The organism is Coleofasciculus sp. (genome assembly GCF_046565525.1).
Taxonomy (GTDB): Bacteria; Cyanobacteriota; Cyanobacteriia; order Cyanobacteriales; family Coleofasciculaceae; genus Coleofasciculus.
In genome coordinates, this window is sequence record NZ_JBKHUP010000055.1 from 25355 (window position 1) to 36706 (window position 11352).

The following is an 11352-nucleotide window of genomic DNA, read 5'->3' on the forward strand; positions in this document are numbered from 1 at the left end:
ATGAATAGATTGAGTGTAAAAACTGAAAGTGTGACCAATGACCAATGACCAATGACAAAACGATGACACCCGAACAAAAAAAAGAAATCACCGAACTACGCGATCGCAACTTAACCCCGAAACAAATTGCTCGCAAATTAGGATTACGGGCGGCTGAAGTCACCGCCTATATCAAAGAACAGGCGGAAGAAACCACACTTGCCCGTGTTGCATCAGGAGAATTAGATCCAGTTTTTGAATGCTTCGTCAACGCCAACTGTGCTGAGTATTATCTTCATGACAATACTGAACCCGTCCAAGAAACCGAGGACAATATCGACCGAGGTTTAGCCTTAGTCTGTATTACCCGCAAACCCAAGTATGACCGATTCACCGTTTGTACTTACCTGTTAGATGTATGGTGTCTCGGTGTCAAAGATACCATGGGTCCGCGTCAACTGAATTCAGTTGAATATAAACAGATGTTAGACTACGCCTATCAAGGCTTTCCCGAAGGATCTCAAAAAATTACCCTAGAACAAGCCCAATCCCTAGTTTATAGTGCAGTAGACTATGCCGAAAAATTAGGATTTCAACCCCATCAAGATTTTAAGCGATCGCGACAACATTTAGGTAAGTGGAGTGGTCAACCCAAAATTCAATTGGGTCGCAATGGCAAACCATTTTATATTAGTGGTCCCTACGATAATTCAGAAATGATTATCAACATCTTGAACAAAAATGTCGGTGAGGGTAACTATGATTACATGACCAAATTATTTGATGATTCTGATAACTCGGGTTCCTTCACTGACTCTTTGTTAACTGAATCCTTATTCGGGGAGCTTCTTTAACATACAAAAATGTCCGGCTGACTTAATCGGTAGTGACAATTGATACTTATCCGGATGGGCAGCGATGAACTCCTCGACGGCTGTTTTTACGCCCGTCGAGAAAAAGTCGTAATCATCAACAATAATATGTCCACCTTTGGATAATACCTGGTCAAGAAAATTGAGAGCCACTAAAATAGGTTCATAAAAATCAAAATCGACGTAGGCAAAACAAACCTGTTGAGTTCGATTAAATGACTGAATCGTTTTTTCAATAAACCCGGGTATAATTTGAGTCCGTTCTGAGGGAAAGTTAATATCATTTAATCGCTTTTGCACCAGATCAACAGCGGTGAGCATTGTCCCCGTGTAGGCATCCATTGATCCGAGATTAAAAATATCATCTTTTAGTGTATCTTTAGCGGAGGGTTTGGGTAATCCAGCAAAGGAATCAAAAAGCCAAATTGTTTTATCCGTCTTTTGAATTTCATACGCCATTAATGCTGATGTCGCACCTTGGGCGACGCCAAATTCACAGATATCTCCTGGCAAGTGTAAAGATTTATGTAAATAATTGACAATATAGAACGCTTCACTGACCGATGTACCTAAAAGTTTAAACAGTAAATCAGTTCTTACCTCGTCATAGTCGGGTAAATCAGTCAGAAGTATCTCTTTATAAACCCCTTCCACTTCTTTGAGCAGTGTTTTATATCGAGTATCGGGTTGATTCAGTTGTGCTAGTTGATAGCCTAACTCTTTTTTAGAATAAAACTTATATAATTTATCTAGACTGTTAAAAATTAACCGCTCCATCACGTTAAACATTAGATGGGTTTAGCTCCTAATAGTGTTCTGACTCTGTATTAAACCATAAAACGTGAACCACTACTTTGCCACAGTCGCCCGTGGATTAGAACCCATTGCGGCGCAAGAACTTGAACGCTTGGGGGCGCAGGATGTGCGTCCTGATTTTACGGGGGTGCATTTTCAGGGCGATACAGCGTTAATGTACCGGGTGAATCTGTGGGCGAGAACGATTTTTCGAGTACTCGTCGTTATCGCCGAATTTCCTTGTGCAAATGCTAAACAACTTTACCAGGGGGTACAAAGCATTCCTTGGGCGCAATACCTGAAACCGCAGCAAACCTTAGCCGTGAATGCGACAGGAAAGAATAACCAGCTTAACCATAGCCACTTTACTGCCCTTCAGGTGAAAAACGCAATCGTCGATCAACAACGTAGCCAGTTTAGTAAAAGGTCTAATGTAAATATAGAAAAGCCTGACCTTTTCGTCAATGTTCACATTCATCAAACCCGTTGTATTCTCAGTTTAGATAGTTCAGGAAGCAGTCTACATCGACGCGGATATCGACCCGCCATGGGACTTGCTCCCCTCAAAGAAACTTTAGCCACCGCACTGTTAGAATTAGCAGAATGGCATCCTAATTTGCCTTTATTAGACCCAATGTGTGGTTCCGGAACGCTACCCCTAGAAGCCAGTTTAATTAGCTTAAATATTGCCCCTGGCTTGTTTCGAGAACAGTTTGGATTTGAGCGTTGGTTAGATTTTAATCCCACCCTTTGGCAACAACTCCTCAAAGAGGCAAAAGCCTGTCAGCACCAGGAATTAGCTGCACCGATTACGGGATGCGATCGCGACGCGGATATCCTCAACCAAGCCCGGAGTAATGCCCAACACTGTGGCATTCTAAACCAGATCACCTTTATTCAACAAGACCTTTCCCAGGTAGAACCCCCAGCCGATAGCGGGATAATTATCTGCAATCCTCCTTACGGAGAACGTTTGGGGAATCCTCATGAACTGGGAGATTTATATAAACTACTAGGGGATATCTTTAAACAACGCTTTAAAGGATGGACAGCATTTATTTTAACCGGAAATAAGCAGTTAGCTAAGCGAGTAGGACTAAAACCATCGCGTAGAATTCCCGTATATAACGGTTCTATTCCTTGCACCTTTTTAAAATATGAACTGTATTAAGGCTAAGTCCCATTAAACCGCCTTGGGTTTTAACCCAAGGCTAAAAGCTAAAGTCGTCTAAAGACGACTAACCTAGTATTTCCAACAATTTCAAAACCCTACACAATCTTCATCAAAACACTTACAACCCCTCTGCGAACCTCTGCGCCAACCTCTGCGTCTCTCTGCGTTAAAAAAATATCATTCCGATGCTGAAATTTAACCCAAACCATTCAACTCTAAAGTCTGCGCCAATTGCTGCACAATAAACAACCCCGCTTTAGAATTACCCGTCTCATCTAACGCCGGAGAATAACAGGCGATCGCACCCTGAGAGGGTACGACGGAAACTATCGCGCCACTCACCCCTGACTTGGTTGGTAATCCTACCTCTACCGCAAAGCGACTGGAGGCTTGATACAATCCACAGGTGATCAGAATGTCGTTGACGATATGGCGGTGTTGGGGTGATATTATGCTCGTATCCTGCGCCAGCAGCATCCCCAGTTGAGCTAAATCCCTCACCGTTCCCGATAAACAACAGACGTGATTGTAGGTATCCAGGGCGATTTCTGGGTGATCCAGATAACCAGAGGCGGCTAATAGATTCGCGATCGCGCGGTTCCGTTCATTGGGGAGAGAACGCACCGATTTTAACATAGCCTCATCTAAAAATAACCGAGACTGCGATCGCTGATTCAGCCACTGGCGCAGGGTTTCACAACCAGACGCCCCATCCTTACCCAGTAAACGCCCAGCGAGTGCGATCGCACCACTATTAATCATTGGGTTGCGTGGCTTTCCCCGATCAGCTTGCAGTTGGGCTAAGGAATTGAATGGCTGATCAGACGATTCCATCCCCACCTGAGAAAATACCGCCTCTATCCCCAATTTTTCTAGCAAAAATAGCAGTACAAACGGCTTAATCACACTCATCAACGGAAATGAACGACGAATATCACCCGCCGCCACCCCCTCACCCTGAATCCTCTGTACCTGCACCGCCACCCAGGTAGGATTTGCCTGTGCCAGATATGGGATATAGGTGGGTAGTTGCCCCCCTTGGCATTGTACTTTTGCCTGAACGATTAAGGGATTGAGTTTATCCTGAGTCAGTGCGGATAGTCTCACTGAAGATTGATGACGATTCGGATTATTCCAGTCACTGATAGGGTGAGACATCTTATTTTTTTCAGTCATGCTATCCCCAATTCAACTTAGATTGATCAAGATTTTTCCTTTTTCCCAGGTGAATGACTCATATAGCAAAAGGCACAAGGCAGATGACAGAAGGGTTCTTGCTGATACCTAGTGTTGTCGGCTCTCAATCTGTACCTTTATGGTGATAGCTATAATACCAAAATATCCTTATTGATAGATGTTCTAACTCCTAGGTTAGACCGATAATGATTAGCTCAATAGGCAAATATAATAGGAGTTCAACAGAATATGGGTTGGTTAAAACGACTATTTGGCATGGATAAGCCAAAAGAAGCAAAGGTAAATCCTCCAACACAACAGCAGCCTGCATCTGTAGCCAGTCGCCCCCAAACTGCTCAAGCTCCAGCAACGACTAAACTTTCCAGCACTCCTCCAGAACGTCTTGGTTTACATGGAGAATATGACCAAAGTGGTTTAGCGAAGCGGGTAGCTTTAGCCTTTGATGAAGACCCTGATCTAGATGACATCAATACTCTTTATGTAGCACAAACGAGTACCACTGTGGTTTTGAAGGGTAAGGTTCCTGATCAGGCAATTTTGGACAAGATGGTGAAGGTTGCTAGAGGGGTCAATGGCGCAAAAGCTGTTGATACGACTCAAGTGACAGTGGGTTAACCTGTTAGCTGTATTAGGCTAGAGTTCCTCTCAAGATTATCTATCGACTAATAAGGCATTAGGTTAAACCTAATGCCTATTTCAATTATTTAAGCGTTTCACCGTAGGGGCGCACCGACGTGCGCCCGATTTAACCGTAAAATCTATTCCACTATTTTAGCTATGCCACGCCACTACATGGGTGCAACCTACCCGAAACACTTGACAATGGACTCAATTTTTCCGACAGTCTTAAAATAATCCGAAAATCTCACAGACAATGAGTTCCTTATCCACGAACAAACGATCATCCTTGACCCTAGTCGGGACATTATTGATTGCTTTAGGACTAGGAGAACCAACCTGGGCAACCTTTAGCGCCGAACCTTTATTCGATACAGTCAATACCTATCAAACAACTATTACGACCAATGGTGATCCCGCCGATATCTATTTCCCGATTCCCTCAAATTCTAACACCAACACCAATCAATTTCCTATCGCCCTACTGTTACAAGGAGCATTAGTAGATAAAGCCGATTACTCCAACTTCGCCAGTACCGTCGCCAGTTATGGATTTGTCGTGGTTGTCCCCAATCATGAACGGACTGTCACCAATTCCAGAACCGGAGAACCCATAACTGGTTTTCTTGCCGAACAGCAGCAAGTCAATGAAGTTCTTTCTTATATAAAAGAAAAAAACGCTAATCCGGATTCACCGATTGCTGGAATTGTTAATACCAATAAACTAGGACTACTCGGACATTCCTTTGGCGGGTTTGTCGGATTAGCCGTTATCCAAAACATCTGCGCTCCCAACGTTTGCGTAGACAAGTTTACCCAACCTCCCGAATTAATGGCTGGTATTTTCTATGGTACAAACTTTAAAGATCCCCCCGAAACAGGTTCATTTCCTCCGATTAATAATCAAATGATTCCTACCGCTTTAATCGCCGGAAGTCAAGACACAATTGCCGATTTAGTTGAAGTCACAGCCACTTACAATCAGATTCAAGATCCACCCAAAGCTTTAGTGATTGTCAAAGGGGCTAACCATTATGGGATTACCAATGAAGATAATCCCGTCCGCGATCCCGTCAGACCTTTATTAGACCAGGATGTAGCCACAGAAACTATTGCGCGGTGGAGTGCCTTATTTTTGCGATCGCATCTACTCAATGATACCGCCGCCTTTGACTATCTGTACAACAGTGGGGATGATCAGGATGAAAATGTCATCGTGATTCACCCAATCAAACCCCTTGCTGAATCGGCTTTGCCCTCCAACTAAATGAGAAGGCAATTACTGTTCAATCTTCACCGAAAGAATTTTATCGCCTTTTTGAATAGCATTGACAACATCCATATCCTCTGTCTTGCCAAAAACAGTATGGACTCCATCTAAATGGGGTTGAGGCGAGTGGCAAATAAAAAATTGACTTCCGCCAGTATTCCGACCCGCATGTGCCATAGATAATGACCCAGCTAAATGCTTATTGGGGTTAATTTCACAGTTAATCGTATAGCCAGGACCCCCCGTACCAGTTCCCATAGGACAGCCTCCTTGAATCATAAAATTGGGAATAACGCGATGAAATGTCAGTCCGTCATAGAATCCTTTTTCACTGAGATCAACAAAGTTTTTCACCGTATTCGGAGCATCTTTCTCGAATAAGTCCAGATGAATTGTACCTTTTTCCGTTTCCATAATGGCGCGGGTCATACTTTTTTCCTTGCGTGTGATATCATGATTAAGGGTCATTGAACACTGGGGAATGGGTTCCATTATTCGGCACGACCGTTCCAGCATTAAACGCCATTTGCCAAAACTCTGCTTCTAATTGAGCGATTTGCAAAAAGGCAGACTCGGCTTGCTGTTGAATCGATTCTGATGCCTCTGGCAATACCTGATTCGCTTGTTTTTCCAACAAAGTGACATACTCAGTAAATCCGGTATTCCCCCAGCGTTGTGCAAATTCATTGTAAGACCCACTCATCTGACCTGGCAATTGCCAGCCCTGATTATATGCCAATTCAATCGCCCAAAAAGCAGTAGCTTGGACGGGATAAGGCATATCCCAAAGCGTTTGCATGAAGTGACAGTATTGGTTACAGGCGGGTTGTTTTTGAGTATTTAAATTTAATGATCGCTCCATAACCTTATTCTCCCACTTAGTCGGGGCGGGTTTAGTCGCATCTGGGTGAATAATACACGATAGTAGTAAAATCCGCCCCTACAACCGATAAATTATTCCACTGGGTTGGGGCGGGTTTAGTCGCATCTGGGTGAATAATAAATGATAGTAGTGAAACCCGCCCCGACAAACCATGCCATACGCGAAGTGAAGGGTCAAAATTCAACACTCCCTTAACTACAAAACAGACTGTTGCCAATATCGGTAGACAGAATAAGCCAGCGTAACCACACCTGTAATAATCGCCGATTCATTCACTTCAAATTGGGGGTGATGTAAGGGATAATTGGGTTTATCCTTAAACCCGACGCCGAGGCGGAACATCGTACCGGGAGCATGTTCTAGATACATGGCAAAATCTTCCGCCCCCATTGAGGATTCGGGTAAAATTTGCACTCGATCACTTCCCCAGGCTTCTTTGGCAGATGTTTCTAAGATTTGAGTCAAAGCTAAGTCATTTTGCACCGAAGGCACACCTCGGCGATAATTTACCTCACAGCGAGCGCCATACATCTGGCAGACACTTGCCACAATTGACTCAATCCATTCTGGCAGATTCGCATGAGTTTCGGGGTGGAGCGATCGCACGGTTCCGGCTAAGTGGACTTGATCCGCGATTACATTCGGGGCGCGTCCACCATTAATCTGTCCAATTGTCAAGACCATCGGACGTAAAGGATTCTGAGTGCGGCTAATCGCTTGCTGTAGAGTGGTAATCACCTGAGCCGCAATCCAAATCGCATCCACAGCTTCATGGGGACGGGCACCATGACCCGATTCCCCCGTAATAAAGATTTCCAAATCATCCGCCGCCGCCGTCAGTGCGCCATAACGGACACCAATAGAACCCCCTGGAATCGACGGGAACACATGAACCCCAAAAATGGCACTGACATCATTCATCGCCCCATCTTGCACCATCCAGTTAGCACCTTGGGCGATTTCCTCAGCAGGTTGAAACAAGAAGCGCACATTTCCCGGTAATTCTGCTCCCAATCCTGACAACACCATCGCCGTACCTAAACCAACAGTGGTGTGAACATCATGACCACAGGCGTGCATTATCCCCATCTTACGGGAGGCAAATACCAGAGCGGTGGCTTCGGTAATCGGTAACGCATCCATATCCGTGCGAATGGCAACGAGGCGTTCATCAGTACCCCCGACTAACTCACCAATCACGCCGGTTTTGGCAATTCCTTCTTGGACAACAATGCCACAGGAGGAAAGCACACCCGCGACATAAGCCGCTGTTTGGTATTCTTGACCACTCAATTCTGGATGAGCATGGAAGTGGCGGCGAATTTCAATCAGACGCGGTGCAAGCTCTTGGGCTAGGTCTTTGATTCGGCTAAGCATAAACTAAACGAGAGGTCTCACTGTACCCACTGTATCTATTTATCTGTGAACCTGAGTAGTGGTAAGCTACAGTTAACCACTATTCAATAGTCTAGCTAGTACGGCGGCTAAAATCCTCCGAAGTATTACCATGACTCAAGACGATAATATCCCCAGCACTCCCAAACCTAGTGCAGAGATTTCATTTGAACTAGAAGCTAAAAGATTGATCACAGAAATCGAGACTTTTTTGGCAGATAATGAATTAGAACCAGAACTTTATAATGAAGTTGCATCTATTTTAAATTTATTATCTGATATCAATATCACGGAAAATATTCATTTGCTTTATACGGCAAAACATGCTGTGATTTTGATAAAAGCCAACTTTTTTAAGCAGTCAGTAATTTCAGTATCAGAAAAAGCAAACAATGAAAACGATGTTAAAAAACTGAAAATAAAGTGTCTAAAGAGATTATCCCAAAAAATCAAGTATGATTTATTCCTTCATAAAGTACCGTGGATTTCTGTTTTTTTAGGCTTTGGTTCAAACTCAGCACATTTAATTAGTGGATTAACCTGGTTTTTGATTGTTTTTTTTGTTATTCCAGTAACGTTTTTAGCCATACACTACGATTTTTATAATAAAGGGTATCAACAAGGTTATAAAGCTGCTAAAAATGAATTGTTGAATCAGCCTACACCTCAACCTCAATTAGAACTATCCGATTTAAATCGGACTGATGTCAATATTAATGAACTTTCTCAAGAGACTAAAATACAGGATTTGATTGAAACTCAGACTTACCCCGACGCCGATCAAGGAATTTATAAAGACATTCAAGAAATTCGAGGAATCAGATTTTTCTTAATTCCAATGGTATTTGGTGCTTTAGGAAGTGCCATTAGCGTAATAGTAAAAATCCAAAATATTGATAGGCAAAGTCGCACCGATTCAATCACATACTTTTTAACGGGTTTCTTTAAGCCCCTTGTAGGCATGGGGTTTAGTTTTTTTATTTTAGCAAGTATAGAGTCAGGTATTATTCCTATAGAAAAACCAGTCGAGCAAAAAGAATTTTTTTACATTGCCGTCGCCTTTGCCGCCGGGTTTAGTGAAAGATTAGTGCAAGATGTTTTAAGTAATACTGAAAAAAGAATCATCAAATAAATAATTGTTATAAAAAAGTCAGAACCATTAGATTTCAACACCATGAAAACCTACGATTGGATTGTTGTTGGTGGGGGTATTACCGGAGCCGCACTCGCCTATGAACTTACCCAGGCAGGGTTAACGGTTCTCTTGGTCGATTCAGACACAGCAATTCAAGGCGCGACTCGGTACAGTTATGGCGGTTTAGCCTATTGGTCAGGGAAATCAGACCTGACGAGAGTGCTGTGCGGGGAGGGAATTGAACGTCACCGTCATTTATCAGCGGAATTAGACCATGATACCCAGTTTCGGGAATTGGATTTAGTTTTGACTATTTCTGCTGACCAAAACCCAGAAACAATGGCGGCGGCTTATGCAAATTTTGCCATTGTGCCAAAATTACTCTCAGTCGAGGAGGCTTGTGAGTTAGAGCCCCTACTCAATCCTAATGCGATCGCGGGCGTTCTTACGGTTCGTCATGGTCATATTCATCCGGAACACCTCACCCAAGGCTATCGCCAAGCCTTTTGTCGCGCTGGGGGTGAACAGCAGATTGCTCAAGTGGTGGAACTCCTGCGCCAGGGGGATAGGGTTCAGGGGGTGAAAACCTCGGATAATCAAACCTATCATGCTGCCAATACGGTTATTTGTGCAGGTGGATTCAGCCGCGCCTTACTTAAAGCAGCAGGGATTCAGGTGCGCGTCTACTTCACCCATACGGAAGTGATTGAAACGTCAACGGTTGACCTGAAATTGCGGACATTAGTCATGCCGGCAAATACCCAACGCTTTCAACTTGAAGCTCAAGCTAGCGCTGCGGAGGTAGAACCCTTTTGGGATGAACCGACTTACGAACCGGTGCCACCGATTTTAGATGCTGGGGCGATTCAGTTTCTAGATGGTAGTTTACGGATGGGTCAGATTAGTCGTATTCTGACGGAACCTTTTGCAGAGGTAAACTCAGCCGCTAGTGAGTCTGCCATTCGTACTCAGGTGGGGAATGTCCTACCTGCTTTAGCTAGCCTACCAGGAACTTGGCATCACTGTTTAGTGGCGTTTGGAGCGAACAATCTACCCGTGGTGGGAGGCATTCAGGGCGTAGAGGGTGTTTATATTTTCTCTGGATTTACCAACCCTCTGGTATTTGTACCACCCTTAGCCCAACGCTTTGCTCAATGGGTCATGGGGAAGGAGGATCAAATTATCGCTCAACTGGCACGGAATTTGTAGCGAACGGGGAATACCGGAATGTAGAGACGTAGTATGTTACGTCTCTACGTCAGGGCGGGTTTAGTTACATTTGGGTGAGGTCAGAAACGATAGTAGTGAAACCCGCCCCTACATGCTAAAGATATACCGTAGGGTGGGCAATGCCCACCAGCCTCATCTGAGCGTGCCATTCTACTTAAGTTGTTAATGACTAGCCGCTGTAGCTTTTTCTTGAGGTTTGGCTGAGGATTGAGTCCCCAATTGTATTAACTCAATCTTATAGCCAGTCGGGTCTTGGACAAAAGCGATGACAGTGGAACCATGTTTCATTGGACCTGGTTCCCGCACGACTTTACCGCCACGCTCCTTAATTTGCTCACAGGTGCCGTAAATATCATCAACGCCAATCGCAATGTGACCATAGGCATCACCTAACTCGTATTGGTCAACACCCCAGTTGTAGGTTAGTTCTAACACGGTATGGTCAGACTCATCGCCATAGCCAACAAACGCTAAGGTGAATTCCCCGCCGGGATAGTCCTTTTTCCGCAATAGTTTCATTCCCAGCACGTCACAGTAGAATTTGAGTGACTCATCCAAGTCACCGACGCGCAGCATTGTATGTAGCATTCGCATAGCTGATTAAAGACTCCTTACGTTTATTCATGTTTCTTTGCTTTTCATTCTATCGAGGCGGTGAGACAGTGCAACAGGTGATTCCCTCAGAAACCAATCCCCAACGGCGAATCTTTAAATCATCGGGGTCAATATGTTCAATTCCAATATAACGAACTATCAATACCGTCTGCCAATTTAGCACACCAACTACGGAAGACCCCCTTTTAT

General features: G+C 44.1%; 13 protein-coding genes. 6 read left to right on the forward strand and 7 right to left on the reverse strand.

Translation table 11 applies throughout. The features are described from left to right. The first annotated feature begins 44 nt into the window (after positions 1–44). Positions 45–833 (forward strand): DNA-binding response regulator, encoded by a 789-nt coding sequence (locus ACLGGO_RS19750; RefSeq protein ID WP_446338028.1) that lies wholly within the window; start codon positions 45–47, stop codon positions 831–833. Here the strand turns inward: ACLGGO_RS19750 and ACLGGO_RS19755 are convergent. Continuing rightward, positions 813–1640 carry a TylF/MycF/NovP-related O-methyltransferase gene (locus ACLGGO_RS19755; RefSeq protein WP_446420590.1) on the reverse strand — a complete coding sequence of 276 codons (828 nt, stop codon included), beginning with the start codon at positions 1638–1640 and terminating at the stop codon, positions 813–815. The two genes, ACLGGO_RS19750 and ACLGGO_RS19755, sit on opposite strands and share 21 nt — an antisense overlap. A gap of 52 nt (positions 1641–1692) precedes the next feature. Here ACLGGO_RS19755 and ACLGGO_RS19760 point away from each other — a divergent pair, with 52 nt between their 5' ends. Continuing rightward, a complete protein-coding gene (locus ACLGGO_RS19760) occupies positions 1693–2817 on the forward strand; it encodes a THUMP domain-containing class I SAM-dependent RNA methyltransferase (RefSeq protein ID WP_446420591.1) in 1125 nt (374 codons plus the stop codon). Between the two features lie 198 nt (positions 2818–3015). On the opposite strand, the gene glsA is transcribed toward ACLGGO_RS19760, so the two are convergent. Next, positions 3016–3996 carry a glutaminase A gene (gene glsA / locus ACLGGO_RS19765; protein WP_446420592.1) on the reverse strand — a complete coding sequence of 327 codons (981 nt, stop codon included), beginning with the start codon at positions 3994–3996 and terminating at the stop codon, positions 3016–3018. 249 nt (positions 3997–4245) lie between these two features. Here glsA and ACLGGO_RS19770 point away from each other — a divergent pair, with 249 nt between their 5' ends. Beyond that, positions 4246–4632 carry a BON domain-containing protein gene (locus tag ACLGGO_RS19770; RefSeq protein ID WP_446338032.1) on the forward strand — a complete coding sequence of 129 codons (387 nt, stop codon included), beginning with the start codon at positions 4246–4248 and terminating at the stop codon, positions 4630–4632. A gap of 259 nt (positions 4633–4891) precedes the next feature. Beyond that, positions 4892–5902 (forward strand): alpha/beta hydrolase family protein, encoded by a 1011-nt coding sequence (locus ACLGGO_RS19775; protein ID WP_446420593.1) that lies wholly within the window; start codon positions 4892–4894, stop codon positions 5900–5902. Between the two features lie 12 nt (positions 5903–5914). Here ACLGGO_RS19775 and ACLGGO_RS19780 read toward each other — a convergent pair whose 3' ends face one another. The 3 genes from ACLGGO_RS19780 to ACLGGO_RS19790 all read right to left on the reverse strand — a co-directional run bounded on the left by ACLGGO_RS19780 (position 5915) and on the right by ACLGGO_RS19790 (position 8165). Further along, a complete protein-coding gene (locus ACLGGO_RS19780; RefSeq protein ID WP_446338034.1) occupies positions 5915–6334 on the reverse strand; it encodes a peptidylprolyl isomerase in 420 nt (139 codons plus the stop codon). A gap of 28 nt (positions 6335–6362) precedes the next feature. Next, entirely contained in the window at positions 6363–6767 is a 405-nt protein-coding gene (locus ACLGGO_RS19785) for a hypothetical protein (protein ID WP_446420594.1), read from the reverse strand. 216 nt (positions 6768–6983) lie between these two features. After that, entirely contained in the window at positions 6984–8165 is a 1182-nt protein-coding gene (locus ACLGGO_RS19790) for a M20 family metallopeptidase (protein WP_446420595.1), read from the reverse strand. 130 nt (positions 8166–8295) lie between these two features. On the opposite strand from ACLGGO_RS19790, the gene ACLGGO_RS19795 reads away from it, so the two are divergent. Both ACLGGO_RS19795 and ACLGGO_RS19800 read left to right on the forward strand, forming a co-directional pair. Beyond that, positions 8296–9315, forward strand: a complete 1020-nt coding sequence (locus tag ACLGGO_RS19795; RefSeq protein ID WP_446420596.1) for a hypothetical protein — start codon at positions 8296–8298, stop codon at positions 9313–9315. A gap of 42 nt (positions 9316–9357) precedes the next feature. Then, positions 9358–10527 carry an NAD(P)/FAD-dependent oxidoreductase gene (locus tag ACLGGO_RS19800; RefSeq protein ID WP_446420597.1) on the forward strand — a complete coding sequence of 390 codons (1170 nt, stop codon included), beginning with the start codon at positions 9358–9360 and terminating at the stop codon, positions 10525–10527. A gap of 183 nt (positions 10528–10710) precedes the next feature. Here the strand turns inward: ACLGGO_RS19800 and gloA are convergent, their stop codons facing one another. After that, on the reverse strand, positions 10711–11142 hold the full coding sequence (gloA, locus tag ACLGGO_RS19805) for a lactoylglutathione lyase (protein WP_446420598.1): 432 nt from the start codon (positions 11140–11142) through the stop codon (positions 10711–10713). A 49-nt stretch (positions 11143–11191) separates the two neighbouring features. Next, positions 11192–11326: a hypothetical protein gene (locus tag ACLGGO_RS19810; protein WP_446420599.1), complete on the reverse strand. Its 135-nt coding sequence runs from the start codon at positions 11324–11326 to the stop codon at positions 11192–11194. Positions 11327–11352: the final 26 nt, after the last annotated feature.

Coding starts and splice junctions, on each gene's coding strand:
- ACLGGO_RS19785 (WP_446420594.1), bottom strand. CDS start 6,767: ATGGAGCGATCATTAAATTTAAATACTCAAAAACAACCCGCCTGTAAC.
- ACLGGO_RS19790 (WP_446420595.1), bottom strand. CDS start 8,165: ATGCTTAGCCGAATCAAAGACCTAGCCCAAGAGCTTGCACCGCGTCTG.
- ACLGGO_RS19780 (WP_446338034.1), bottom strand. CDS start 6,334: ATGACCCGCGCCATTATGGAAACGGAAAAAGGTACAATTCATCTGGAC.
- ACLGGO_RS19770 (WP_446338032.1), top strand. CDS start 4,246: ATGGGTTGGTTAAAACGACTATTTGGCATGGATAAGCCAAAAGAAGCA.
- ACLGGO_RS19795 (WP_446420596.1), top strand. CDS start 8,296: ATGACTCAAGACGATAATATCCCCAGCACTCCCAAACCTAGTGCAGAG.
- ACLGGO_RS19750 (WP_446338028.1), top strand. CDS start 45: ATGACCAATGACAAAACGATGACACCCGAACAAAAAAAAGAAATCACC.
- ACLGGO_RS19775 (WP_446420593.1), top strand. CDS start 4,892: ATGAGTTCCTTATCCACGAACAAACGATCATCCTTGACCCTAGTCGGG.
- ACLGGO_RS19800 (WP_446420597.1), top strand. CDS start 9,358: ATGAAAACCTACGATTGGATTGTTGTTGGTGGGGGTATTACCGGAGCC.
- glsA (WP_446420592.1), bottom strand. CDS start 3,996: ATGACTGAAAAAAATAAGATGTCTCACCCTATCAGTGACTGGAATAAT.
- gloA (WP_446420598.1), bottom strand. CDS start 11,142: ATGCGAATGCTACATACAATGCTGCGCGTCGGTGACTTGGATGAGTCA.
- ACLGGO_RS19755 (WP_446420590.1), bottom strand. CDS start 1,640: ATGTTTAACGTGATGGAGCGGTTAATTTTTAACAGTCTAGATAAATTA.